Source organism: Herbidospora mongoliensis, assembly GCF_001570545.1.
In the GTDB taxonomy this organism is placed as follows: Bacteria; Actinomycetota; Actinomycetes; order Streptosporangiales; family Streptosporangiaceae; genus Herbidospora; species Herbidospora mongoliensis.
The window spans coordinates 416,764-441,223 of sequence record NZ_BBXD01000010.1 but is presented as its reverse complement, the minus strand read 5'-3'; the positions used below and the strand labels follow the sequence as shown (position 1 = coordinate 441,223).

The following is a 24,460-nucleotide window of genomic DNA, read 5'->3' as shown; positions in this document are numbered from 1 at the left end:
GCCTGAGGCGTTATGAGCGCAACGTTCCAGCCGTCGCTGCTCGACGCGACGGCCGACCACGAAGGGCCCGGCCCGCTCGACGGCCACGTGCGCCGCACCCTTCTGACTGACGGCGCCTGGATCGACGTCCGCCCCGGCTGGATCTCCGGCGCCGACGCCCTTTTCGGCCGCCTCTCCGACTCGGTCCCCTGGCGGGCCGAGCGCCGCAAGATGTGGGACAACGTGGTCGACGTCCCCCGGCTCCTCGCTTTCTACGACGAGGGCGACCCCCTGCCCGACCCGATGCTCGTCGAGGCGAAACAGGCCCTCGACGCCTATTACCGCGACGAACTGAAAGAGCCGTTCCGCACGGCGGGCCTGTGCCTCTACCGCGACGGCCGCGACAGCGTCGCCTGGCACGGCGACCGCATCGGCCGCGGTTCCACCGAGGACACGATGGTGGCGATCGTCTCGGTCGGCACTCCCCGGGCGCTCCTGCTCAGACCCCAAGGCGGCGGTACGACCCTCCGCCACGACCTCGGCCACGGCGATCTGATCGTGATGGGCGGCAGCTGCCAGCGCACCTGGGAACACGCCATCCCCAAGTCGGCCAAAGCCCTGGGCCCCCGGATCAGCATCCAGTTCCGCGTGCGCGGGGTCCGCTGACGAGCAGCGAGAGGTCGCGCTCCGCGAAGCGGCGATGCTCGCAGTGTTCCCTCATCACCACGCGGAGACAGTCACCGACCGAGTGCGTCTCCGGAGCGCCGCCGGGGCCCAGCGCGGCGGTGCGGGTCTGTTCGAGGTCGTCGCCGGTGAGTGCGGCGACGACGGCACGCACCCGTTCCCGGCTGGCGGCGTAAAGCGCCACCACCTCGGCATACGACGGCTCGGCGGCGACGTCGAGGCCCAGCTCCGCCGAGTCCGAGGCGGAGAAGTCCGTGGGTGGCAGGCCGAGGCGATGGTACGGCTCCGGCTCGCCGAGCACCATGCGGCCCGCCCACGTGTCGGCGGCGAAGACGAGATGGCGCAGCGTCTCGGCGAACGACCACTCGTCGTCGACCCTTTCGTGGCGCGCGCTCTCGGGCAGCCGCTCGGCCCGGACGATGGTCTGCGACCAGAGGCTTTCGAGGGCGTCCCACATGGCGCGGAAGTCGTCGGCGGTCCGGACGGCCCGCAACCGCACGCGCTCCGGGTGCCGCCGGTCGAGCTCGGCCGCCACGAACGCGGTGACGTCGACGTCGTCGACCACGACCGTGCCGGCCTCCCCGTCGAACCCGGAGATCCGGAGGTCGGACACCTGCGAGGCGACGATCCTGACCGCGCTCAGGTCACACTCGCGGAACGTCGCGCCGGTGAGATCGGCGTCTCTGAAGGTCGCACCGCGGAACTCACGGGTATGGGTGTATTCCGTTGCCATCGCGCGATTCTCCCGAACCGCAAGAGCGGTGACCACCCCGGAGGGGCGATCACCGCTCGACGCGGTGGCTCAGCCGACCGGTTCGACCGGGGCCGCGACGGCGGTGCGTTCCGCCGTCAGGACCGGGCGCTCGACCAGGGTGACGTCGACCTTCAGGCCGGGTGCGAGGCGGACGGCCTCGTGGCCCGGGACGTCCGCGAGGACCTCGCCGCCGCCGTCCAGCTGGACGCGCAGGCGGGCGATCGAGCCCCGGAACGACGACGCGAGGATGAACCCGTGTCCGTCCTCGGAAGGGGTCACGCGAACGGCCTCCGGCCGGACCAGGACGTCGACCTCCTCGCCGGGGGCCGTGCCGTCGAGGGGCAGGATCTGGCCGAAGACCTCGACCGTGCTTCCCGTCACGCGGCCCGGCAGGTGGTTCATGGTCCCGACGAACTCCGCCACGAACGGCGTCGAGGGCCGGTCGTAGACCTCGGCGGGGGAACCGACCTGCTCCAGCCTGCCCGACTTCAGCACCGCGACCCGGTCGGCGACCGACAGGGCCTCCTCCTGGTCGTGGGTGACGAAGATCGTGGTGATGCCGAGTTCGAGCTGCAGGCGGCGGATCTCCTCGCGCAGGGAGACCCGGACCTTGGCGTCCAGGGCCGACAGCGGCTCGTCGAGCAGCAGGACCTTCGGCTGGAGGGCCAGCGCGCGGGCCAGGGCCACGCGCTGCTGCTGGCCACCCGACAGCTGGTGCGGATAGCGCTCGCCGAAGCCGCCGAGACCGACGAGTTCGAGCAGCTCGGCGGCCCGGTCGTGGCGCTCGGAGGTGGGCCGCCGCCGGACCCGCAGGCCGAACGCCACGTTGTCGCGGACGTTCAGGTTCGGGAACAGCGAGTAGCTCTGGAACACCATGCCGGCGTCGCGGCGGTTGGCGGGGACCCGGGTGACGTCGGCGCCGTCGATGAAGACGGCCCCGGTGTCGGGGCGTTCGAAACCGGCCACGCAGCGCAGCGCGGTCGTCTTGCCGCAGCCCGACGGACCCAGCAGGGCGATCAGCTCACCCTGCTCGATCTTCAGGCTGAGGCCGTCGAGGGCGACCGTGCCGCCGAACGAACGGCGCAGCTCACGGAACTCCACGGTCATTTAGCTTTCCTTCCCGCCCCCGAGAGGGTGAGCAACAGCAGCCAGATCAGGCCGAGACTGAGCACCGACAGCGCCACCGAGAGCTGGCCGTCGTTGCCCGAGATCGTGACGATCCACACCGGGAAGGTGCGGTAGCCCATCAGGGCCGCGATCGTGTACTCGCCCATGACGAGCGCCAGGCTGAGGAAGCCGGCGCTGGCCACGGCCGAGCGCAGGTTCGGCAGGATCACCCGGAACAGCACGTACGGCCACGAGGCGCCCAGGTTCCGGGCCGCCTCCACGAGGGTGCGCACGTCGATGGCCCGCAGGCCGGTGTCCAGCGAACGGTAGGCGAACGGCAGCGCGAGCATGACGTACGCCAGGACCAGGACGACGGGGAAGTCCTCGTCCTGGATGGAGATGAGGGTCTGCCAGAACGGGGTGGCCGCCAGGGCGTCGGTGCCGCCGCGCAGGGCGTTGGCGATGCCGACCACGTAGGTGATCGGCGGCACGATCAGCGGCAGCGTCGTGATGGTCTCCAGCACCGGGCGCAGGCCGGGGGCCCCTAGTCGTACAGCCAAGAGAGCGGGTAGGGCCAGGAGCAGGACCAGCACGATGACCGCGGCCCCGAGCAGCAGCGACTTCAGCAGGCTCTCGCCGAAGCCGGGGGCCGAGACGATCCGGCCGTAGGCGCCGAGGGAGAAGCCCTGCGACTCGTTGTAGACGGTGAACCAGACCGCGATGGCCAGCGGCACCAGGAAGTAGACCACCGCCACGCCCAGAGTGATCCGGCGCCAGGTCACGCCAGCCATCGGGAGCTCCTCTTCTGCAGCGGCAGGTAGACGGCCATCACCAGCAGCGCGATCACGATCATGTCGAGGGACAGCGCGAGGGCGACGTTCTCGTACCCGATGAGCACGTTGCCCGTGAGGGCGTCGGCGATCTGGAGTGTCACCAGCGGCACCGACGCGCCGACCATCGCGGCGGCGGTCGCGTAGGCGGCGAACGCGCCGCCGAACAGCAGCACGCCCCCGCCGAGCAGCGACGGGCCGAGGACCGGGATGCCGACCATCCGCCAGAACTGCCAGGTCGAGGCGCCGCTGTTCTGCGCGGCCTCGCGCCACTGCGGCTTGAGGCCGTCGAGCGCGGGGGCGATGACCAGCACCATCAGCGGTACGGAGAAGTAGAGGTAGACCAGGGCCAGGCCCCAGAAGTTGTAGAGCGCGCCCGCGCCGAGGCCGAGGGCGGCGGTGACCACGCCGGAGTTGCCCAGCGTGGCGATCCAGATGAACGCGAGCGGCACGCCGCCGAAGTTGGACAGCACCCCGGACGCCGTCAGCACGGCCTCCCGCAGCAGTCCGGACCGCGAGGTCAGCACCGCCTGCGCGAGGAACGCCCCGAGGATCGCGCCCAGGACGGCGACCACGCCCGACAGCTTGACGCTGCTCCACAGCGACCCGATGTACGGCTCCCGCATCGTCGCCGACAGGTTGTCGAACCCGAGCCCGCCGTCCTCGACCGAGAACGCGCCGATGACCAGCACCGCCACCGGGATGCCGAACGCGATCAGCGTGACGGCGAGCAGAGGCGCCGCCGCCAGCCACCCGGCGCCGCCACCGCGGCGCCGGTTCTTCACCAGGGCAGACATCAGCCCGCGACCGCGGCGCCCCAGCCGGAGGCGACGTCCGCGTTCGCCTTCGTGACCTGGTCGGCGGTCGGGAACGACGGCTCGCCGTCGACCGGCGGCAGGGCGGCGGAGGCGGCCTGGTCGACCGAGCCGTCGGCGATCATCGCGGGCAGCAGCACCGGGCGGGCGAAGCCCTTCAGGTACAGGTTCTGGCCCTCGACGCTGTAGAGGAACTCCTGCCACAGCCGCGCGGCGGCCGGGTGGGGGGCGTCCTTGTTGATGGCCTGGGCGTAGAGCGAGATGTACTTGCCGTCGGTGGGGATGACGGTCTTCCAGTCGAGGCCCTTCGCGGCCATGATCGGCGCGTAGGCGGCGTTGTTGTAGTCCCAGTCGATCGAGATCTGGGTCTCGCCCTTCTCGATGGTCGCCGGGGTCGTCTCGACCGGGTTGAAGTTACCGGCGTCCTTGAGCTTCTTGAAGAAGTCGATGCCGGGCTGGATGTCGTCGAACGAACCGCCGTTGGCGAGCGCGGCGGCGTACACGCCGGCGAAGGCGGAGCCCGCCTTGGTCGGGTTGCCGTTCATCGCGACCTTGCCCTTGTATTCGGGCTTGAGCAGGTCGGCGAAGGTCTGCGGGCAGGCCGCGATCTTCTTGGCGTCGCAGGCGATGGAGACGTAGCCGCCGTAGTCGTTCACCCAGAGGCCATTGGCCTCCTTCTGCGCGGCGGGGATCTTGTCCCAGGTCGCGACCTTGTACGGGGCGAACAGGTCCTCGGCCGCGCCGGAGTAGGCAAACGACTGGCCGACGTCCAGGACGTCGGGGGCGCGGTCCTGGCCCTTGCGGGTCTTCACCGCGTTGATCTCGTCGGCGGAGGAGGCGTCGGGGGTCTCCTCCTCGATCTCGATGCCGGGGTACTTGGCCTTGAAGGCGGTCAGGATCTCGCCGTAGTTGGCCCAGCTCGGCGGCAGCGCGATGACGTGCAACTTGCCCTCGGCCTTGGCGGCCTCATACAGCTTGTCGACACCGCCGAAGTCGGCGGCCGAGGTCGCGGTCCTGGCGTCGACCGCGGCGGCGCCGCCAGAGGCGGCCGGAGAAGTAGAGGTTGCCTCGGTGCCGGGCGCGGACCCACAGGCCGCGACGGCGATCAGCAGACCGGCTGCGAGGCCGGTGAGACGGACTCGGGAAGAGACCACAATGAACTCCCACTGGAGCGAAGTGCCTTAACTTGTTCAAACAAGCTAGGGACACGAGATCGACCACCCACGTCCTGACGGTGAACAGTCGGCGGCCATTCGTCAAATGGCTAAACCCCCACTTTTCCGGACGATTTCCGGACCGTACGGTGAAGCCTGCCCTGTACACAGCAAAGTTGGGGGAGTCGCCGTGCACCCGCGATACGCGCGCATCGCCGACGAGCTCCGGGCGGCCATCCTCGGCGGTGAGATCCCGGTGGGCACACCGCTGCCCTCGGAGACCGTGCTGGCCGCCCGGCACAAGGTCGCCCGGGGAACGGTCCGCCAGGCCGTCGCGGTGCTGACGGCCGAAGGGCTCGTGGGCTCCCGCCAGGGTGCCAGGCGGATCGTTCTCGGCCGCGAACGCAGCCAGAACTTCGCGGTGCTGCACAGTTTCGCCCAGTGGGCGCGGGCCGCCGGGCACGAGGTGACCGGCCAGGTGATCGACCAGCGCCGCCGCGGGGCCGCCGCCGCCGAGGCGGCCCGCCTCGGGCTGACCACCGGTGACTCGGTGCTCGACGTGCTCCGGTTACGCAGCCTCGACGGCACGGCGGTCCTGCTGGAACGGACCGTGTACGCGGGCTGGCTCGCCCCCGCCGTCGAACGGCTGCCCGCAGACTGCGACTCGGTCACCCAGGCCCTGTACGAGTCCAGGGGCCTGATCTTCGCGTACGGAGAGCACCTCATCGACGCCGTCGCGGCCGGGACCGAGGACGCCCGCCTGCTCGGAGTGCGGCGCGGCGGGCCGCTGCTGCGGCAGCGGCGGGTGACGACGACACGGGAAGGGCGCCCAGCCGAGTGGTCGGACGACCGCTACCGAGCCGGCAGCGTGACGTTCGCGATCCGCAACGCGGCGGGCGCCCTGGCCGTGCATCCGCAGGACTAGCTGTAGAACCCGCCCTCGATGCGGCTCTTGAACACCGACTGGATGCCCTGGTGGGCCATGACGCCCTGGGAGAGCGTGTAGTCGATCAGCAGGACGCTGGCCTCGAACGTCAGGTTCTCGGTCACCCGGGTCCCGGCCGCGCCCAGGTCCTCGAAGGTGATCGTCTGGTGGGTCATGATGTTGGGCAGCGTCCACGAGTCGACCTCGTAGAAGTATCCGGCCGCGTTGATCCGCTGCTGGGCGTGGGTGTTGATCGGGGTCGCGGGCAGCCCCGGCTGGAGCGGCGTGTTCTCGACCGCGGTCTGGTTGATGGTCCGGACCCCGGCGGTGGTGGTGTCGGAGTGGGTGACCACCCGCTGGAGCAGCGGGTTGGCGCCGAGGTGGTTCTCGAAGTTCGAGTAGATCGCGAACACCTCGTCGCGGGGGGCCGCGATGTCGACCGAGATGCTCTGCGATCTGGCCGCCCGGAGGAGGGCCGGGTTCGGGTGGTTCAGGCTCTCGAACAGGGTGTACGTGGTGCGGGCCAGCTCCCACTGCAGGGCCAGCACCGGGTCGGTCTCCGCCCTGGCGGGCGAGCTCATGACGGACAGCACCATCGTGAGGGCGAGCAGTGGAGCGCTTAACAGCCGAAACGGCTTCTTTCTCATGGGCACATCTCACCCCATGTGCCCTTGGAACGCTCCTGGCAACACCTGACAGTCTTTTCAGGGGACCAACCGGTAGCCCACTCCCCGCACGGTCTCCACCACATTCGGCTCGCCGAGTTTGGCCCGCAGGTGCGCGATGTGGACGTCGAGAGTCCGCGCCGCCGACCTGCTCAGGTCCTTCCAGTTCTCGAGTAACAGCGTCTGTTTGGTGACCACCTCGCCCGGCGTCTGCACGAGCCGCCGGAGTAACGCGAACTCCTTCGGCGTCAGCGGCACATTCCGGCCGTCCCGCCAGACCAGATAACGTTTCGCGTCGATCTGGATGTCACCGGCCTGGAGAACGTCGGTCTTGCCGCCCCGCGTCCGCCGCAGGACGGCTTCCATCCGCGCTTCCAATTCCTCCATGCAAATGGGTTTGACGAGATAGTCGTCGGCGCCGGCCCGCAGTCCGCGGATCCGTTCGGCCCCGCTGTCGCGGGCCGAAAGCACGATGATCGGCACGTCGCTGGTCCGCCGGATCTCCCGGCACGCCTCTGCCCCGTCGTCGGCTCCCACGCCGAGAAAAACAACGTCATATCCGAGCACGGCCGTCCGGTCGGGACCGACCGTGACCGAATATCCGGATTTCACCAGTGCGGCTTCGATGTCCGCCGCCGTCTGCCTATCTTCGTCCACGACGAATACCCGCATGTCTCCCCGTGTTAAAGCTGTGGCCCCCGCCTCGTCCGGGCAATACTGGTGGGTACAGGATGACATGTCAACAATTGCTGAAAGATAATTAGGGTGTGGTCAAATGAATGGCCGCTTCCGCGGTGAACGGCAGGAACGTGAACGACTCCTGGAGATACAGCGTCACCGTCGCGTCGGTGTGGCTCAGATAACCAATGGAGACGTCCTGCCCGAGGTGCAGATCGAAGTCGCCACCCCGGGTGGTGAGCACGACCGCGCCGGAGATGGCCGGAGCCCAGACGATGTCGCCGGAGACCAGTCGCTGGATGTGCTCCAGCACCGGATATCCGTGGTCGGCCGTCTCGGCCACCCCCGTGTAGGCGTCGGCGCTCAGGAGCACCGAATAGGGCCCGTCGACCCCCGCCATCCGCAGGATGCCGAGGGCCTGCGCGATGGCGTCCGGATAGGCCCTGACATCGGCCGGGAGCACCAGCGGCGAGTGCGCGCTGCCCGGGATGACGCCGTAGATCCGGCCGGCGTCGTAGCCGTTGAAAACGGCGTGGTCCTCGGCGATGGCCAGCGCGGCGGCGGCGTCCTTGACGGGCTGCCAGTCGGAGTCGCCCGAGCCGCGCTCGACGTCGTCGATCGCCTCGCGGTCGAGCTCGAAGGGCCGGCGCAGCTCGATCAGCCGCGACACCTCCCGCTGCCGCGCCTGGACGTCGGGCGACGGCGGCTGGATCGGGGTGGTGTGCCCGGTCGACACCGCCGACAGTTCGGTCCCATCGGGGCCGTGGACGTCGACCACCCGCCGGCCGGCGATGTGGCGCTTGAAGGTGCGGGTGGCCTCCTCCTCGATCTGCGCCCAGGCGGCGTCGGAGATCGGGGCCAGCTCCCGATGGAGGTTGTTCATGTCTGCGGGACTCCCTTGAGGTCGCCGATGATCAACCGACCGGACCGCACGGGCTCCGGCGGGTCTTCCAGGAAAGCGCCTGAGGGGACGAAATAGAGGGAACCGGTCAGCGCCGAGGAGAAGTCGAGGATCCGGTCGTAGTTGCCCGGCGGGTCGCCGATGAACATGTTGGTCAGCATGAGTTCCAGCAGCTCAGAGGTGCGCGAGTAGCCGATGAAGTAGGTGCCGAACTCCCCCTGCGAGGCGTTGCCGAACGGCATGTTGTCGCGGAGGATCTTCACCTCCTTGCCGTCCACCTCGATGACCGTGAGCGCGTTGTGCGCGTTCGACGGCTTCACCTCGTCGTCGAGTTCGACGTTGGAGAGCTTCTGACGTCCGATGACCTTCTCCTGCTCCTCGGTGGCGAGGCCGTTCCAGGTGATCAGGTCGTGGACGTATTTCTGGACCAGGACGTAGGAGCCGCCGGCGTAGTCGGGGTCCTCGTCCCCGATGAGCACCGAGTCGAGAGCCAGGTTCCCGGTGGGGTTCTCGGTGCCGTCGACGAATCCGAGCAGGTCGCGGGCGTCGAAGTAGCGGAAGCCGTGGACCTCGTCTGCGCTGGCGACGGCGTCCCTGAGGCGGTTCATGATGAGCCCGGCCAGCTCGAAGCAGAGGTCCTGCCGGTTGGCCCTGATGTGGATCAGCAGGTCGCCCGGGGTCGAGGGCGCGAAGTGGGCGCCCCTGATCTCCTTGAACGGGTGCAGCCCCTGCGGCTTGGGCAGCCCCGGATAGAGCCGGTCCCAGAACTGCGAGCCGTAGCCGACGACACACGACAGCCCCGGGTCGAGCGAGCGGAAACCGACCGTCCGCAGCAGCCCGGCCAGGTCTTCGCCCAGGTCCCTGACCGCCTGATGGCCGGTCGGCTTGATCGTGGCGACGATGAAGATGGCCGCAGGGCTCAGCGAGCCCAGGACCGCCTGCACACCGCTGCGATAGTCCTCCACCCCGCTAGGGGTCGCCGGTGACATGGTTGATCAATCTCCTTATCGGGTCACGGGTTTGTTCATAAATGAACGGTCATTTATATTGGTGGGTGTGGTGAGACCGCGTACACGAGATGACGAGACGATCCTGCGGGCCGCCGGCCTGGTGATCGCCCGGCACGGCCCCGCCGGGGTGACGCTCGCGCTGGTGGCCGCCGAGGTGGGCCTGTCGCCGGCCACGCTGGTGCAGCGCTTCGGCTCGAAACGCGGCCTGCTGCTGGCCTTCGCCCGGCACGCCGCCGCCTCGGTGACCCTGCCGCCCGGCGACGTAGTCGACGCGCTCGTCACCCTGAGCGCGGGCGCCACCGACCCCGGGAACCTGGCGTTCTTCCAGCTCGACCTGACCGACGCCGATTTCCGGCGCCACGCCGCCGACCATGCCCGGCGCCTGGAGGAGCAGATCCGCGACCGGATCGGCGACCCCGTCCTGGCCCGGCTGATTTTGCTGACCCACAACGGCAGCCTCGTCGACGCCGCCCTGACCGGGGTGTCCCGGCTGCGAGACGACCTGCGCGCACTCTTGGAGACGAGATGACCTTCACCGCCGCGGCCTTCATCGGCACCAGCCTCGACGGCTTCATCGCCCGCCCCGACGGCGATCTGACCTGGCTGACCACCCGGGGCGAGCAGGCCGGCGACCTCGGCTACACCGACTTCATCCGCGACATCGACACCGTCGCCCTCGGCCGGGTGACCTACGAGACGGTCCTCGGCTTCGGCGCCTGGCCCTACGAGGGCAAGCAGGTAGCGGTCCTGAGCACGACGCTGCCCGCCTCCGATGAGCGGGTGACCGTCTACCGGAGCTTCGACGACCTGGTGGCCGGGCTGACTCCGCACAGCAAGCGGGTGTACGTCGACGGAGGCCGCCTGATCCAGACCTTCCTGCGGGAGGGCCGCCTCGACGAGCTCACCGTGACCCGCGCGCCGGTCCTCATCGGCGAGGGGATGCCCCTTTTCGGGTCCCTGCACGGGGACGTCGCGCTCACTCATCGGCTGACGGTGGCCTACGAGTCGGGGTTCGTGCAGTCGACGTACACCCGATAGTGGGAGACGACGGCCGGCTGGCCGGTGTAGTTGGGCCCGGCCTTGTCATCGGCGCCCAGGTATTCGTAGGGGAGCTCGATCGCGGCGGGGCCGGTTCTGGAGATGAGCTTCTTCCTGGAGTCGTAGACGAACCCCTGGCTCCTCAACGTGGCCAGCAGTTTCCGCCGCGACTCCGTGTGGACGGAGGCGACGTCGAAACTGGCCGCGAACCTGCCGTGATCGGTCAGCCACCCGGCGACGTCGGCGAGGAATTTGAGCTTGTCACCGACGTAGTGAAGGCCGTGAACGGCAGTGACCAGGTCGAACTTCCGGGCCGGCCGCCAGCCCGGGACGGCGGCGACGACCAGCTCCACGTTCTTCCCCGGCGGGACGGCGAAGTGGCCGACCAGATCGACCCCCGTGACATCGGCACCGAGCATCGCGGCCTCCGCGAGCGCGTGGCCCTCGCCACAGCACAGGTCGAGCCAGGACGCGCCCGGGAGGAGCCCGGCCAGGTTCAGGCCGAGCTCACGGGAGTAACTCGCCAGACGGCGTCCCCGGTTCATCGCGATGTTCGCCACGACGGGAGACGCGTCCAGCTCGGCGGACCCCAACAGCCTCGTCGTGCGCATGCGCCCTATTTTGTCGCCAATGCTGTGAAGCGGCGCGCATTTATCACCGCGGCCCCCGCGTGGTCGTTGTTGAAGTAGACGTAGCTGTCTTCGGGCAGTCTGGTCAGCCACGTGGTGAGCGCTCGGTCGCCGTATCGGGGTGGGTGTCTCTTCGACGTGCCCTCGTGAAAGCGCAGGTAGGCCCACGTCGTGGTCTGCCACAGCGGTCCTTGCCTGCGGCCACGGCGGTCGCTCCAGACGAGGGCGGCGTGGTGCTTTTCGAGGGTTCGCCGGGTGTCGTCGTTCCACCACGATTCGTGGCGGGGTTCGACGGCCAGGGCGACGCTTGTGGGGAAGCATCTGAGGCAGGCTTCGAGGGTGCCATCTTCCCACCGGAGATTGGGCGGGAGTTGCAGCAGGATCGGGCCGAGTTTGTCGCCCAGGCCTTCGGCCATCCGCATCAGGCGGTCGACCGGTTCTTTCGGGTCGCGCAGGCGTCTGACGTGGGTGAGATATCTACTCACCTTGACCGCCATGACGAAATCGTCAGGCGTTCTGTCGTGCCATTCCTGAAAGGTTTCGCGGCTCGGCAGGCGGTAGAAGGCGCCGTTGTTCTCGACGGTGCCGAATTCTTCTCCGTAGTGTTCCAGCCATCGTTTCTGCGGCAGGCCGGGCGGATAGAGGACCCCGCGCCAGTCGGCGTACTGCCAGCCGGACGTTCCCACCAACATTGCGCCAGCCTAAGCTTCGGCGGGTGAACACCAGGGAGATCGCCCTCCGCTTCGCCCGCACCTGGCAAACCGGCTGGGCCACTCACGACGTCGGCCTGCTTGTTTCTCTGTACGCCCCGGACATCGTCCACCGCTCGATGCCGTTCCGTGAGCCGCATCGGGGACTCGCGGCTTTACGGGAGTATCTGACGTGGTCGTTCTCAGAGGAGATCGTGCTGAACGTGAAGTTCGGCGAGCCTTTGGTCGACGGGGACACAGCCGCGATCGAGTTCTCCGTACGCGCCGAGGAAGGCCACCTGGCCGGATGTGTTTTCGTGCGGTTCGACGAGAACGGTCTGGCGGTCGAGACCCGCGACTATTGGCATATGACGGATAATCCCGAATATGTCCAGAAATCAGGTGTGACAGACCACCCGGGCTACGCCTGAACGTCCGCCGGCGGTTGTAGAGTCGGCCGGTGAATTTTCCCGCCTGGTACGCCGCCCTCCCCGTCGCCGTCTCCGCGGCCGGAGTGCTGTTCACCGACGAAGCGAGCCGGGTGCTGCTGGTGCGGACGACGTACAAAGAAGACTGGGACATCCCCGGCGGCGTGATCGAGGTCGACGGCGGGGAGACCCCCGCGGCGGCGGCCCGCCGGGAGCTCTTCGAGGAGCTGGGCCTCGACCGCCCGGTGGGTGACCTGCTCAGCATCGATGTTCAGCCGCCGCGGCCGAACAGGCGCGCGTTCGTGGCCTTCCTCTTCGACGGGGGCACGCTGACCGCCGACGACCTGGCCGGGATCCGGTTCCAGGACGGTGAGATAGCCGAGGTCCGGTTCGTCGCGCTCGACGAGCTGGCCGGGTTCACCGACCCGGCGCTGGCCCGCCGGATCGGCGCCACCCTGCGGCACCCGGGTTCCGGCCCGCTGTTCCTGTCGGATGGCGAGCCGACCGGGAATGATCGTGGCCATGGACCACATGACCGCCCTGATCGAGCAGAACGCCCGGTTCGCTGAACTCCTCCACACCGCCGACCCCGACACTCCCGTGCCGACCTGCCCCGGCTGGACCCTGAAGCAACTCTTCCGCCACGTCGGCCGGGGCGACCGCTGGTCGGCCCAGATCATCTCCGACCGCATCGAGGGCGTCCTGGACCCGCGCGAGGTCCGCGACGGCAAGCCCCCGGCCGACACCGAGGGCGCACTTGCCTGGCTGCACGGCGGCCCGCAGGTTCTCCAGGACGCGATCGAATCGGTCGGCGCGTCGACGCAGGTGTGGACGTTCCTCGGCCCGCGCCCGGCGCAGTGGTGGGTCCGGCGGCGTCTGCACGAGGCGACCGTCCACCGGGCCGACGCGGCGCTGGCGCTCGGGCAGCCCTACGAACTGGCCGCCGACCTGGCCGTGGACGGCATCGAGGAGTGGATCGACACGGTCGCGACCTCCCGTCAGACCCTCGACCCGGGGGTGACCGTCCACCTGCACACCACCGACGTGCCGGGCGAGTGGATGATCCACGGCGAAGAGGGACGGGTCGTGTGGGAGCCGGGGCACGGGAAGGGCACGGTGGCGGTGCGGGGGCGCGCGGCCGACCTCTTCCTGGCCCTGCTCAACCGGGGGTCCGACGGCCTGGAGATCTTCGGCGACGAGGCCGTCTGGGCGTCGTGGCGGGAACGCGCCCAGTTCTGAGGGGGAAGGAAGAGGGCATGAGACCGACCGACTTCCTGACCCGTCACGGTGCCGCCGAGATCCCCCACCCCGGCGGCACCCTGCTGGAGCACCTGAAACGCGTCGCCGCGCTGCTCGGCGAGTGGGGCGCGCCCGAGGAGGTTCGGTCGGCGGGCCTGCTCCACGCCACTTACGGCACCGACGGCTTCGCCCACCCCCTCCTGCCCTTTTCCGACCGGGCCGCGGTCAGGGACCTGATCGGCGACGAGGCCGAGGCGATCGTGTACGCCTACGCCTCCTGCGACCGCAACGCCACCTACCCCGACCTCGCCCACTTCCACGACCGCTTCACCGGCGAGGTCACCCGGCCCGACCTGCGCGCCTTCCTCGTCATCACCGCCGCGAACGAGATCGACGTCGCCCGCCACAACCCCGACATCCTCGCCAGGCACGGTGACGGCCTGTACGCCTTCTTCACCCGCAACCGCGCCCTGCTGGACGTCCAGGCCTGGCGGGCGATCCAGGAGACCTTCGCGATCCGCATCGACCGTCTCGACCACTTCGTCCTGACCGTGGCCGACATCCCTCGCGCGATCGCCTTCTACCGCGACGTCCTGGGCATGGACGCGGTCACCTTCGGCGAGGGCCGCGACTCCCTCCACTTCGGCGCCAGCAAGATCAACCTCCATCAGGCCGGGCACGAGTTCAGCCCCCACGCCCTGAACCCGGCCCCGGGCACCGCCGACCTCTGCCTGATCACCACCAGTCCGCCGGCGCGGGTGGCCGCCCGCCTGAAAGCGCACGGCATCGAGATCGAGGAGGGCCCCGTCCGGAAAACGGGCGCCCTCGGCCCGATGACCAGCCTCTACGTGCGCGACCCCGACCAGAACCTCATTGAGGTCGCCTCGTACGACTAGGCGGTCGTCCACTCCCGTCCGAACCAGCGCCGGACCCGGCTCGACCCGAACTCTCCCTTGTCCGCCGCGTACACCACGGACGCGTCGTCGAACCGGCCGTGCGGGCGTTCGCCGCTCCGGAACGTCACCTCGACCCGGGCCACCTTCTCGTGCTCGAACTCGATGTAACAGATCCCCGTCCCACCGTAGGTGGCTGACCTCCCGGCGATCCGGTCGGCCACCACGGCTGCCTGGCCTTCGGCGAACACGCCGGCCTTGGGGGTCCCCACGCTGGTCACGTCGCCGACCGCGTACACATTCGGGAACGCGGTCTCCAAGGTCAGCGGGTTGACCGGAATCCACCCGTCCACGCACATCCCCGACTCGACGACCACGTCGGGGACCCGATGCTTCGGCACCCCGAGGAACAGGTCGAACGGCATCTCCTCCCCATCGGCGAGGATCGCCACCTTCTTCTCGGGGTCGAGCCGGGACACCAGCCGATCCGGATACCACCCGATCCCCCGCTCCGCGAACGCGTCGAGCAGCGCCTCGGAGGCGGCCGGTGAGGGTGGAATGGGCGTCCCGAGCGGCATGACGAGGGATATCTCCGACACGTCCCGTAAGCCACGCTCGAACAGGTAGTCGTGCAGCATCAGCGCCGTCTCGCTGGGCGCGGGCGGGCACTTGAACGGTGTCGAGGTGACCCCGACGACCACTCGCCCGCCCTGGAACCCGGCGAGCACGTCCCGCACCGCGAAGGCGCCCGGGACGGTGTAGAACTCGTGCCCGGCCTCGACCAGCCCCGGTGTCGCGGCAGGCTCCAGGTCGGCGCCGAGGGCGACCACCAGGACGTCCCCCTCGAACGCCCCGGCGTCGGTCTCGACGCGCAGCCCGGCCGGATCGATGGCCCGGATGGTGGTGCGCACCAGACGTACACCCGGCTTGACCAGCCCCTCGTAAGGGTGCACCACGGCGTCGGGAACGGTCCGGCTGAACATCACGTCGAGTTTCGAGAAGCCGAACACGAACCCCTCGGCCTTGTCGATCAGCGTGATGTCGGCCGCGTCGCCGAGCGTCTCCGCGAGCCGGGTGGTCAGTTCCAGACCGCCGAACCCGGCCCCGAGTACCAGAATCCGCATCGTCGTCACTTCGGCTGCGGCACGATGCGGATGTACGGCTTGGGCTCGACCCACCCGCCGAACAGCTCCTTGGCCTGGTCGTTCGACACCGACCCGGCGATCACCACATCGTCGCCCTGCTGCCAGTTCACCGGCGTGGCCACCTTGTGCCGGGCGGTGAGCTGCAGCGAGTCGATGACGCGCAGGATCTCGTCGAAGTTGCGGCCGGTCGTCATCGGGTAGAGCATGATCAGTTTGATCTTCTTGTCAGGGCCGATCACGAAGACCCCGCGCACCGTCTGGTTGTCGGCGGCGGTCCGGTCGGACGGGTCGCCGCTCACGTCGGCGCCGAGCATCCCATAGGCCTTGGAGACGGTGTAGTCGGCGTCGCCGATCATCGGGTAGTTGGGCGCGACGCCCTGGGTCTCCTCGATGTCGGCGGCCCAGGCGGCATGCTTGTCGACCGGGTCGACCGACAGCGCCATGATCTTCACACCGCGCCGGTCGAACTCGGGCTTGATCCGGGCCATGTAGCCGAGCTCCGTGGTGCAGATCGGGGTGAAATCCTTGGGGTGCGAGAACAGCACGGCCCAGGAGTCGCCCATCCAGGTGTGGAACCCGACAGCGCCGTCGGTGGTCGCGGCGATGAAGTCGGGGGCGGTGTCGCCGATGGTCAGGCTCATTGTGGAGCTCCCTCGCTAGGTGTCGAGGAAGACGTTACGGAGCCCGCGTTCCCTGAACGTTCCCTCGCGCCTTCTCGGCCCAGAAGGCGTGCCCGGCCCGCTCGTAGAGACCGGCCGCCTTGTGGAAGTGATCGTCGGCTTCCGCGTGATCGCCGTCGGCGAGCGCCACGCTCCCCGCCGCCGACTCCGCCATGGCGTTCCAGCCGGAACTCTCGAAAGACCCAGCCAATCGGGTGGCCGCTTTCATGAGTGTGTACGCCCCCTCGCGATCACCCACCAGCGCGAACGCCTGCGCCCCCACGGGGTTGAGCAGCGCGCTGCACGTGGCGCAGTCGCCGTGGCGGGCGGCCGCGTTCTGGGTCGCCCGGACCGACCGGATGACGTCGTCGGGGTTGCCGCGCTCCATGGCCGCCAGCGCGGCGGTGGCGTGCAGCCGCGCCCACGCGTGCCGCGCCATCGGCGTGACCATCGCGATCGCGCGCGCACGCTTCAGGTGGGCGGTGGCCTCGTCGTGGGCCCCCAGACAGGCCGCGAGCTCGGCCCGTCGCAGCCACGGGAGTGCGACCGAGCGGCTGCCGAGGGGCGCGTACAGCTCACACGAGCGTTCGAGACACGCCTCGGCCTCGTCCCATTGGGCCCCGAGCAGCAGTGATTCACCGAGCAGACACCAGGCGAACGCCTGGGCGGGGATCGCGTCGGCCCGCTCGGCGAGGGTGAGCGTCTGCCGCGCGTAGTCTTCGACGTCACCGGAGAAGGCGTCGCCGTAGAGCTGGTATTGACCGAGGCAGTGGTTGAAGTCGCACAGCCGGGCGACCCTGACCCCGAGCGCGACCCCGGCGAGCCCTTCGATCTGGGCGTGCAGACCGGGCCGCCAGTTCCCCTGGACGTGGGACACGAACGCCAGCGCTTCCAGCGCCGCCGCGACGTCGGCACTGTCGCCGTCGGCGAGCGCGATGGCATGGGCCTTCTCGGCGAGCAGGTGAGCGGTGGCCAGGTCACCGCGCTCCCAGGCGAGGTTGGCCCTGAGACAGGTGAGCCGGCCCAGTTCGGCGGCGTCGGGGGTGTGCCGCTCGGCGGCGTCGAGATGAGACTCCGCCTCGTCCGGTACGTGCTGCATCAGCCACGCGCCGGCGGCCTTGCGGTGGATGCGTCCGGTGACTTTCAGGTCGGCGGAGTCGGTGAGCGCCTGCCCGAACGCCTTGACCGCGCCCGCCGGATCGCCCGACTGAACCCGCAGGTCGCCGACCTTCTCCCAGAGATCCGTGGTCAGGGCAGGGTCTGGGGCCTGGTCGGCGCCGATCTCGGCATACTGGCGCTGCGTTTCTGGCTGAGGTTCGACGCCCAGCTCGATGTCGAGGAGCTCATTGATTTTCGAGTACTGGCGTCGGGCCTCGTCCCGACGTCCGGCGAGTGTGTAGAGGCGCATCAGCCAGGCGTGGGCGGACTCCCGGAGCGGGTCTTCCGCGACGAGTCGCTGGACCTTTCTCGCCGCTTCGTTGAGGTCGCCCCTGGACTCCAGGAGTCCGGCGTACTCCTCGACGGCGGCCAGCCAGTCGAGGCGCAGTTCCTCTCGTGGGGCGGCGGCCCAGTCTTCGTACACGTCCTCCGGGAGGAGACCGTCTCGGTAGAGCTCGATCGCCTCGTCGTAATCCCTGGTCCGGCGGGCGGACCAGTAGGCGGCGACGTCGACCCTGACCCCCTCCGGTGGGAGGCAGAGGAGGTCTCCCACCGCAAGGATCAGCTTGTCTTCGGCCAGATTCCGTCGGGCGGAGTGGAGGGCCTTGCGGAGGTTCGCGGCGGCGGCGCGCTGGTCGAGGTCGGGCCAGAGGGCGTCCATGACCTGTTCGCGGCGGAGCCGGTGGCCGGGGGCGAGGGCGAGGAGCTTGACGAGAGCGGCCGGTTTGCGCTGGGACCAGGCCTCCGGAGCGATGAGTCGATCGCCGACCCTGACCCGGAAGCCGCCGAACAAGTCAATCCGGAAATCAATCACGTTTCACCCAGAAGCCGTCTCCATCAGGACATTTCGAATAGTGCCATACGAAAATCAGGCCTCCGCCAAAGCCGTCCGGGAGCAGCTCGGCAGTTGAACGCCTGACACGACTGGTTCAGGCGCCGGCGCCCGGAAGGGTCTCCGAGAGCTCGATCATGTTTCCCCAGGGATCGCGGAAGAAGGCCAGGCGGCGGCTGATGTCCTCGATCTCGAACGGCTCGCCGATCACGTCGACACCGCGGCGGACCAGTTCGGCCCGGGTGTCGTCGACGCTGTCGACGTGGACGCAGATGTGCTGGTAACCGCCGTGGCGCAGGCTCACTTCCAGGTCGTCCAGGACCTCCTTCGGAAACGGGACCGGCCCGGCGAGCAGTTCGACGTGGAAGTCGTCGTCGTTGGCGGGGCTGAGATAGGCCAGCTTCAGGTCTCCGTACGGCCACTCCCGCAGAACCCGGAAGTCGAGTTTCTCCGTGTACCAGGTCTTGGCGGCCTCGAAATCCGGCACCCGGATTCCGACGTGGTGCCCGGCGAAGGACGCGAACGGGCTGGCGGGGTTCTTGGGCGGGTTCGCCGGCATCGGCATGGTGCTCTCCAGCAGGAAAGGGAAGGCGCCGTCCGGTCGGACCGGCACCACTGAGGAGTCAACCGGCCCGGCCCTTCCGGGAGAACGCGCAGGCTGGCCCCGCTCAACCTGGTTCCCGCAGGACCACCCACGGCGCTCGGGGATACTGGGTTCATGTCCCGGCCGCAGGAGATTCGCGAGTTCCTTCGCTCCCGCCGGGCCCGGCTGACCCCGGCTGATGTCGGCCTTCCGATCAAGACCGGGAGCCGCCGCGTGGCCGGCCTGCGCCGGGAGGAACTGGCGATGCTGGCCGGCGTCAGCGTCGACTACTACACACGCCTGGAGCAGGGCCGCGCGACAGGCGCCTCCGAGCAGGTGCTGGGAGCCGTCGCCGACGCCCTGCGGCTCGACGCTTTGGAGCGGCGCCACCTGTTCGCCCTGGTCAAGCCGGTGACCGACGCGGCCGGTGACCGACCGCCACGGGCCCGCGCGGCGGTCCGGATGATGCTCGACGCCCTCGACCCGGTGCCCGCGGTGCTCCACGGCCCCTGCCTGGAGGTCGTCGCGATGAACCGGATGGGCAAGGTCCTGCTCGACGACTTCGAGGCCATGCCGCCGGGCGAACGCAACATGGTGCGCTGGATGTTCCTCAACCCCAAAGCGAGATCGGTCTATCCCGACTGGGACGAGGTCGCCGCGCAGATGGTCGCGATCCTGCGACTGGCCGCCGGCCACGACGTCCACAACCCGCGTCTGGCCCTGCTGGTCGACGAGCTCACCGAGCGGTCGCCGCGGTTCGCGCACTTCTGGGACGACTACATGGTCTTCCAGCACACCCATGGCACCAAGCGCTTCCACCACGACGTGGTCGGCACCATGTCGATCAACTACGAGTCGCTGGTCCCGCCGACCGATCCGCACCTGTCGCTGATCATCTACTCGGCGGCCACCGGCTCCCCGTCGGAGGAGAAGCTACGCACCCTCGCGAGCTGGGCGGACAACCGCTGAAACGCGAACAGCGCACCCGTGGAATCACGGATGCGCTGTGTCGGTGCGCCGCCAGGGACTTGAACCCCGGACCCGCTGATTAAGAGTCAGCTGCTCTAACCAACTGAGCTAGCGGCGCTTGAAGCCCTTGAAGATTACCGCACCACCGAACCCCCACCAAATCGGGCTACACTAGAACATCATTCGGTACGCCAAGAGGGAAGCCCACGTGACCTGGTTCGCCTCACCGTCGGACGCCGCCACCCGTCTCAGACAGACCGGATACCTCTCCGACGACGCCATCGCCACCTCGGTCTTCCTGGCCGGCGTCCTGGAGAAACCCCTCCTCGCCGAGGGCCCGGCGGGCGTGGGCAAGACCCAGCTCGCCAAGGCGATAGCCGAGGCGACCGGCGCCGACCTGATCAGGCTCCAGTGCTACGAGGGCCTCGACGAGGCCAGAGCCCTCTACGAATGGAACTACAAGAAGCAGCTCCTGCGAATCCAGGCCGAGGACGACGCCTGGGACGACATCTTCGCCGAGGACTTCCTTCTCGAACGCCCGCTCCTGAAGGCGATCCGATCGGAGAACCCGACCGTCCTGCTGATCGACGAAACCGACAAGGCCGATGTGGAGGTCGAAGGACTCCTCCTGGAAATCCTCTCCGACTTCCAGATCACCATCCCCGAACTTGGCACGATCACCGCCACGAGGAAACCCTTCGTCGTCCTCACCTCGAACGCGACCAGGGAACTCAGCGAAGCGCTCAAACGCCGCTGCCTCTACCTGCACCTCGACTACCCCACACCAGAACGCGAACGCGACATCGTCGTCGCCCAGGTCCCCGGCATCGCCGAGAACCTCGCCGAACAGCTCGCCAGAACGGCCGCCACGCTCCGCGCCCTGGAACTCAAGAAATCGCCGAGCATCGCCGAAACCGTCGACTGGGCGCACACCCTGCTCGCACTGGGCCGCGAAGTCCTCGACGAACAGACCATCGCGGAGACTTTGGGCGTCGTCCTGAAACACCATTCCGATCAGCAGCGGGCGGCCAAAGAACTGGGCCTGCGGTCATGACCGCCCCCACGCAGGCCAGACCACAGGTCGCCGCGCCATGATCGATCGCCATATCGGCTTCGTCCACGCCCTGCGGGAATCGGGCCTCCCCGTCTCCCTCGCCGAAGGATTGGACGCCGCCAAAGCGCTCCAGCACATCGACCTCACCAGCCGGGAAACCCTCCGCGAGAGTTACGCGGCCACTTTGGTGAAGCGCGCCCAACACCGGGAGGGTTTCGACGTCCTCTTCGACCTCTGGTTCCCGTCGACGACCCAGGCCCCGCCGAAACTCCGAAAAGACGAACCTGAGGACCTGAGAGCCGAACTCGCCGATCTCCTCGCCGGCGACCCCGGCACTCCGGAGTTCCGCGCCTTCGCCCAGGCCATGGTCGAACGGTTCGGCCAGGTCCAGGCAGGTCCCGGACGCCAGTCGTGGTTCTCCTATCCGGTCATGCGTGCCCTCTCCCCGCAGACGCTGATCGCCCGCCTGCTGGGTGAACGCGGCGGTCTCGCCGAGAAACTGGCTCGTCAGCGCATCACCGCGAACATCGCCGCCTTCGAAGCCGAAGTGGCCACCGACGTCCGGCGGAGAATCGCGGAGGACCAGGGCCGGGAACGCATCACCAGGTCCGCCGTCAAACCGTCGATCGACCGCCGCGACTTCCTCCGCGTCACCAAAGCCGAACTGGCCGAACTCCGGCGAGAGGTCCATCCGCTGGCCAGAAGACTGGCCACCCGACTGTCGATGAAACACAGAAAGGGCGACCGGGGCCGGCTCGACTTCAGGAGAACGGTCAGGGCGTCACTGCAGTCGGGCGGCGTGCCCCTCACCACCCACCTGAGGCCCAAGCGGCCGCACAAACCGGAGCTGGTCGTCATCACCGACGCCAGCGACTCGGTCTCGAGCTTCGCCCAATTCACCCTGCTGCTCACTTTCGCCCTGCGAGAGCAGTTCACGAAAGTCCGCGCATTCGCGTTCGTCGACACCGTCGACGAGATCACCAAGTATTTCGCCCCCGGCACCGACGTCCTCGACGCCATCACCCGCATGACCGGCGAGGCCGACATCACCAGATTCGGCCGCACCAACTACGGCCACGTCCTGACCCGTTTCGAAGAACGCTACGCGAGCGCCCTCACGCCGAAAACCAGCCTCCTCATCCTGGGCGACGCCAGATCCAACTACCAACCCCCGAACACCGAAACACTCAAACGCCTCACCGAAAAGGTCAGGCACGCCTATTGGCTCAACCCCGAACCGAGAAACCAATGGGACACCGGCGATTCCGTCGCCAGCGGCTACGCCGCCGTCGTTCCCATGTACGAATGCCGAAACGTCCAACAACTGGCCGCTTTCATCGAAGAAACCACTTAAAACTTTTCTTCCGTTACGGCTCCGCCCACCCCGGCACCGCCCACCGCCCCCGGCAGGCCCCGTAACCGGCGCCAGCCGCCCGCGCCCGCCACGCACCCGCACGAGCCATCTCTGGCCACCCCCAATCCACACCCGCACGGGGAGCAGTCAGCCGCCATCCGTCACCATCTCGTAACCGCCCGCATCCGGCTCCGACCGGGTACGTCCGCTTCGCGTCTGTGTGAGTTGCGCGCGGTGGCGCTGACTACGATGCGGGCATGCCCTGGAAGACCGGGATGGTCGCGCGTGACCCATCCGAGCCCCACCGCACCGCCACACCCCTTGAGCTGCTGTTCGACCTGGTTTTCGTCACCGCCGTCGCTCAGGTCGCGGCGCAACTCGACCATGCCCTCCTCGAAGGGCACGCCGCTCAGGGGATCATCAGTTTCCTGATGCTCTTCGGCGCGATCTGGTGGGCGTGGATGTCGTTCACGTGGTTCGCCAGCGCCTTCGACTGCGACGACGGGCCCTACCGGATGCTCGCGTTCGTGCAGATCGCGGGGTCGCTCGTGCTGGCGGCGGGGGTCCCCTCGGCGTTCAACGACCTCGACTTCCGCTGGGTCGTGCTGGGCTACGTCATCATGCGCATCGGCTATGTGGCCCAGTGGCTACGCGCCGGGAGAGAGCATCCGACGGTCAGAAACCTGTCGTTGAAGATCGCCGGCGGAACCGCGGCCGTGCAGGTCCTGTGGGTGCTTCAGCTCACGCTGCCGGACGACTACCGGATCATCGCGTTCTTCATCCTGTTCGTGATCGAACTGGCGGTCCCGTGGTTCTCCGGCTGGAACAGCGGCCAGGGCGGCTTCCACCCGCACCACATCGCCGAGCGCTTCGGCCTGTTCACGCTGATCGTCATCGGTGAGTCGATCACCGCGGCGACCCTGGCCATCCAGAGCGCGTTCGAGGAGGGCGGCCACGTCACCGAGCTGACCATCCTCGCCGTCGCGGCGCTGCTGATCGCGCTGTCGACCTGGTGGCTCTACTTCGGCTACCTGGACTTCAAGGCACTCCGGAAGAACGCCACGACCACCTACATCTGGTCCTACAGCCACTACTTCATCCTCGCCGCCATCGCGGCGGGCGGGGCGGGCGTGGCAGTGGTGGCGGGGTCGGTCGGGGGCCACGGCGTGCACCTGCCCGAATGGGGGGTCGCACTGGCTCTCACCGTGCCGGTCGCGGTCTTCCTCTTCGCGTACGCCGCCATCGACGCGTTCGCCAACGGCAGGCGGGACCTCAAGCCGGTCGTGTTCGCGGGGACCGGGGTGGTCGTGCTCGCGCTGACGCCGCTGGCGCTGGTGATCGGGGGGCCGTGGACGACGCTGGTCACGGCCCTGATCATGGTCGCGCTGCTGACGAAGGAGCTGCTAGCGCATCCGTCGGAGGATGCGCGCGGCCGTCCGGCTGAGTAGTTCGACCTGCTCGGCGTCGAGCTCGGCCGTCGGGTTGCGCCTGATGGCGCCGGGGATCCTGCTGGGGTAGGCCACGGTCAAGCCCTCGCCGCTGACCACGCCTGAGCGGTTGGCGATCGTGCATCCGTGCAAAGCGAGCACGGGGCTGATCGTCACCTCGATTCCGGTCTCCTTCGTCAGGACCTCGGCCAAGTCCGTCGCGGCGCCGATGAGGCCCTTGGCGACGCTGGTGCCGTACTTCTCGTCGAAGAAGAGTCGTTTGCCGTGCTTGGCCACGATCGTGTCGGGCGACCAGGCCTCGTTGTCGACGATCCACAGGCCGCCGGGGCCGATGATCAGATGGTCGACCGAGGCCTTGCCGGGGACGGCGCGGCCGTCCATCACCCGGTAGCCGCGGCGGCGCAGCAGCAGGCGGAGGAGGCGTCCGGTGCGGACCTCCCCCCGCCGTTTACCGCGCCAGACGGCGGTGCGCTCGTGGGACCGCCATGCGATGAAGGCGTCGGTTCCGCCGACCAGGGCGCCTAAGGCGACACCCGTGATGAAGGCGTTCCAGCCGAGTCGCTCGGCGAGGAGGTAGCCGGCGATGAGACCGGCGACCGAGTAGGCGGCGCGCAGCCGGAGACGGTTCCTGCGGCCGGCGAGCCAGAAGGTCAAGTACAGGTTCTGGGGCGACGACCCGGTGAACTTCTCGTCGCGCGGGACATAGATGGACCCGTTGGGCACCCTGCACTCCCGGATAGTTAGGGCAGCTTTGCCTAAGGCGTACCCGATCAGGGATTCCAGATCCACGATGGTGATGGAACTAGCACACTTACGCCACCACCGGTTGAAACAACCTCT

Annotated in this window: 28 protein-coding genes and 1 tRNA gene; 12 read left to right on the top strand and 17 right to left on the bottom strand. The window is 68.7% G+C overall.

Annotated features, from left to right (window positions below; genetic code table 11):
• The first annotated feature begins 12 nt into the window (after window positions 1-12).
• Window positions 13-645: an alpha-ketoglutarate-dependent dioxygenase AlkB gene (locus tag AW272_RS10830; RefSeq protein ID WP_066363350.1), complete on the top strand. Its 633-nt coding sequence runs from the start codon at window positions 13-15 to the stop codon at window positions 643-645.
• Here AW272_RS10830 and AW272_RS10825 read toward each other — a convergent pair.
• The 5 genes from AW272_RS10825 to AW272_RS10805 form a co-directional block, all read right to left on the bottom strand.
• The gene (locus AW272_RS10825; protein ID WP_066363339.1) at window positions 611-1,396 is read right to left on the bottom strand and encodes a DinB family protein; all 786 of its coding nucleotides are present in this window, start codon (window positions 1,394-1,396) and stop codon (window positions 611-613) included. The genes AW272_RS10830 and AW272_RS10825 overlap by 35 nt on opposite strands.
• A 69-nt stretch (window positions 1,397-1,465) precedes the next feature.
• Entirely contained in the window at window positions 1,466-2,524 is a 1,059-nt protein-coding gene (locus tag AW272_RS10820; RefSeq protein WP_066363328.1) for an ABC transporter ATP-binding protein, read from the bottom strand.
• Window positions 2,521-3,315, bottom strand: coding sequence for an ABC transporter permease (locus AW272_RS10815; RefSeq protein WP_066363326.1), 795 nt, complete (start codon window positions 3,313-3,315; stop codon window positions 2,521-2,523). Before AW272_RS10815 ends, AW272_RS10820 begins: the two co-directional genes overlap by 4 nt.
• The gene (locus AW272_RS10810) at window positions 3,303-4,151 is read right to left on the bottom strand and encodes an ABC transporter permease (RefSeq protein WP_066363321.1); all 849 of its coding nucleotides are present in this window, start codon (window positions 4,149-4,151) and stop codon (window positions 3,303-3,305) included. The genes AW272_RS10815 and AW272_RS10810 overlap by 13 nt, the downstream gene beginning before the upstream one ends.
• The gene (locus AW272_RS10805) at window positions 4,151-5,323 is read right to left on the bottom strand and encodes an ABC transporter substrate-binding protein (protein WP_066363320.1); all 1,173 of its coding nucleotides are present in this window, start codon (window positions 5,321-5,323) and stop codon (window positions 4,151-4,153) included. The genes AW272_RS10810 and AW272_RS10805 overlap by 1 nt, the downstream gene beginning before the upstream one ends.
• A gap of 190 nt (window positions 5,324-5,513) precedes the next feature.
• On the opposite strand from AW272_RS10805, the gene AW272_RS10800 reads away from it, so the two are divergent.
• Complete coding sequence (locus tag AW272_RS10800) at window positions 5,514-6,248, top strand: GntR family transcriptional regulator (RefSeq protein WP_066363318.1); 735 nt, start codon at window positions 5,514-5,516, stop codon at window positions 6,246-6,248.
• Here AW272_RS10800 and AW272_RS10795 read toward each other — a convergent pair.
• From AW272_RS10795 to AW272_RS10780, 4 genes are all read right to left on the bottom strand, one after another.
• Window positions 6,245-6,895 carry an SRPBCC family protein gene (locus tag AW272_RS10795; RefSeq protein WP_083958180.1) on the bottom strand — a complete coding sequence of 217 codons (651 nt, stop codon included), beginning with the start codon at window positions 6,893-6,895 and terminating at the stop codon, window positions 6,245-6,247. The genes AW272_RS10800 and AW272_RS10795 overlap by 4 nt on opposite strands.
• A gap of 57 nt (window positions 6,896-6,952) precedes the next feature.
• On the bottom strand, window positions 6,953-7,585 hold the full coding sequence (locus AW272_RS10790) for a response regulator transcription factor (RefSeq protein ID WP_066363316.1): 633 nt from the start codon (window positions 7,583-7,585) through the stop codon (window positions 6,953-6,955).
• A gap of 88 nt (window positions 7,586-7,673) precedes the next feature.
• A complete protein-coding gene (locus tag AW272_RS10785) occupies window positions 7,674-8,474 on the bottom strand; it encodes a family 1 encapsulin nanocompartment shell protein (protein ID WP_066363314.1) in 801 nt (266 codons plus the stop codon).
• Window positions 8,471-9,481: a Dyp-type peroxidase gene (locus AW272_RS10780; RefSeq protein WP_066363307.1), complete on the bottom strand. Its 1,011-nt coding sequence runs from the start codon at window positions 9,479-9,481 to the stop codon at window positions 8,471-8,473. Before AW272_RS10780 ends, AW272_RS10785 begins: the two co-directional genes overlap by 4 nt.
• 67 nt (window positions 9,482-9,548) lie before the next feature.
• On the opposite strand from AW272_RS10780, the gene AW272_RS10775 reads away from it, so the two are divergent.
• Together AW272_RS10775 and AW272_RS10770 are read left to right on the top strand one after the other, a co-directional pair.
• Complete coding sequence (locus AW272_RS10775; RefSeq protein WP_066363731.1) at window positions 9,549-10,031, top strand: TetR/AcrR family transcriptional regulator; 483 nt, start codon at window positions 9,549-9,551, stop codon at window positions 10,029-10,031.
• On the top strand, window positions 10,028-10,540 hold the full coding sequence (locus AW272_RS10770; protein WP_066363306.1) for a dihydrofolate reductase family protein: 513 nt from the start codon (window positions 10,028-10,030) through the stop codon (window positions 10,538-10,540). The genes AW272_RS10775 and AW272_RS10770 overlap by 4 nt, the downstream gene beginning before the upstream one ends.
• On the opposite strand, the gene AW272_RS10765 is transcribed toward AW272_RS10770, so the two are convergent.
• Window positions 10,501-11,151: a class I SAM-dependent methyltransferase gene (locus tag AW272_RS10765; protein ID WP_066363304.1), complete on the bottom strand. Its 651-nt coding sequence runs from the start codon at window positions 11,149-11,151 to the stop codon at window positions 10,501-10,503. The genes AW272_RS10770 and AW272_RS10765 overlap by 40 nt on opposite strands.
• Before the next feature lie 5 nt (window positions 11,152-11,156).
• On the bottom strand, window positions 11,157-11,861 hold the full coding sequence (locus tag AW272_RS10760; protein ID WP_066363303.1) for a DUF72 domain-containing protein: 705 nt from the start codon (window positions 11,859-11,861) through the stop codon (window positions 11,157-11,159).
• Between the two features lie 23 nt (window positions 11,862-11,884).
• On the opposite strand from AW272_RS10760, the gene AW272_RS10755 reads away from it, so the two are divergent.
• Genes AW272_RS10755 through AW272_RS43740 form a run of 4 tightly spaced genes read left to right on the top strand, consistent with a single transcriptional unit; the run spans window position 11,885 to window position 14,421 of the window.
• A complete protein-coding gene (locus AW272_RS10755) occupies window positions 11,885-12,289 on the top strand; it encodes a nuclear transport factor 2 family protein (protein ID WP_066363300.1) in 405 nt (134 codons plus the stop codon).
• Window positions 12,290-12,318: 29 nt separating this feature from the next.
• Entirely contained in the window at window positions 12,319-12,855 is a 537-nt protein-coding gene (locus tag AW272_RS10750; RefSeq protein WP_066363293.1) for an NUDIX domain-containing protein, read from the top strand.
• Complete coding sequence (locus tag AW272_RS10745) at window positions 12,809-13,525, top strand: maleylpyruvate isomerase family mycothiol-dependent enzyme (protein WP_066363292.1); 717 nt, start codon at window positions 12,809-12,811, stop codon at window positions 13,523-13,525. The genes AW272_RS10750 and AW272_RS10745 overlap by 47 nt, the downstream gene beginning before the upstream one ends.
• A 17-nt stretch (window positions 13,526-13,542) precedes the next feature.
• Window positions 13,543-14,421: a VOC family protein gene (locus AW272_RS43740; protein WP_174551806.1), complete on the top strand. Its 879-nt coding sequence runs from the start codon at window positions 13,543-13,545 to the stop codon at window positions 14,419-14,421.
• Here AW272_RS43740 and AW272_RS10735 read toward each other — a convergent pair.
• The 4 genes from AW272_RS10735 to AW272_RS10720 form a co-directional block, all read right to left on the bottom strand.
• Complete coding sequence (locus AW272_RS10735; RefSeq protein ID WP_066363730.1) at window positions 14,418-15,542, bottom strand: NAD(P)/FAD-dependent oxidoreductase; 1,125 nt, start codon at window positions 15,540-15,542, stop codon at window positions 14,418-14,420. The genes AW272_RS43740 and AW272_RS10735 overlap by 4 nt on opposite strands.
• 5 nt (window positions 15,543-15,547) lie before the next feature.
• Window positions 15,548-16,204: a peroxiredoxin gene (locus AW272_RS10730; protein WP_066363289.1), complete on the bottom strand. Its 657-nt coding sequence runs from the start codon at window positions 16,202-16,204 to the stop codon at window positions 15,548-15,550.
• 34 nt (window positions 16,205-16,238) lie between these two features.
• Window positions 16,239-18,194 carry an AfsR/SARP family transcriptional regulator gene (locus tag AW272_RS10725; RefSeq protein ID WP_066363288.1) on the bottom strand — a complete coding sequence of 652 codons (1,956 nt, stop codon included), beginning with the start codon at window positions 18,192-18,194 and terminating at the stop codon, window positions 16,239-16,241.
• 115 nt (window positions 18,195-18,309) lie between these two features.
• Window positions 18,310-18,825 (bottom strand): VOC family protein, encoded by a 516-nt coding sequence (locus AW272_RS10720; protein ID WP_218010843.1) that lies wholly within the window; start codon window positions 18,823-18,825, stop codon window positions 18,310-18,312.
• 105 nt (window positions 18,826-18,930) lie between these two features.
• Between AW272_RS10720 and AW272_RS10715 the strand changes: the two genes are divergently transcribed.
• Window positions 18,931-19,764, top strand: a complete 834-nt coding sequence (locus AW272_RS10715; protein WP_066363287.1) for a helix-turn-helix transcriptional regulator — start codon at window positions 18,931-18,933, stop codon at window positions 19,762-19,764.
• A gap of 44 nt (window positions 19,765-19,808) precedes the next feature.
• Here the strand turns inward: AW272_RS10715 and AW272_RS10710 are convergent.
• Window positions 19,809-19,882: transfer RNA gene (locus AW272_RS10710), tRNA-Lys, on the bottom strand.
• 90 nt (window positions 19,883-19,972) lie between these two features.
• Here AW272_RS10710 and AW272_RS10705 point away from each other — a divergent pair.
• The 3 genes from AW272_RS10705 to AW272_RS10695 all read left to right on the top strand — a co-directional run bounded on the left by AW272_RS10705 (window position 19,973) and on the right by AW272_RS10695 (window position 23,620).
• On the top strand, window positions 19,973-20,818 hold the full coding sequence (locus tag AW272_RS10705) for an AAA family ATPase (RefSeq protein WP_066363284.1): 846 nt from the start codon (window positions 19,973-19,975) through the stop codon (window positions 20,816-20,818).
• Between the two features lie 37 nt (window positions 20,819-20,855).
• Complete coding sequence (locus AW272_RS10700; RefSeq protein WP_066363282.1) at window positions 20,856-22,172, top strand: vWA domain-containing protein; 1,317 nt, start codon at window positions 20,856-20,858, stop codon at window positions 22,170-22,172.
• A gap of 257 nt (window positions 22,173-22,429) precedes the next feature.
• Entirely contained in the window at window positions 22,430-23,620 is a 1,191-nt protein-coding gene (locus AW272_RS10695; protein ID WP_066363280.1) for a low temperature requirement protein A, read from the top strand.
• Here the strand turns inward: AW272_RS10695 and AW272_RS10690 are convergent.
• Window positions 23,576-24,343, bottom strand: a complete 768-nt coding sequence (locus AW272_RS10690) for a nuclease-related domain-containing protein (RefSeq protein ID WP_066363278.1) — start codon at window positions 24,341-24,343, stop codon at window positions 23,576-23,578. The genes AW272_RS10695 and AW272_RS10690 overlap by 45 nt on opposite strands.
• Window positions 24,344-24,460: the final 117 nt, after the last annotated feature.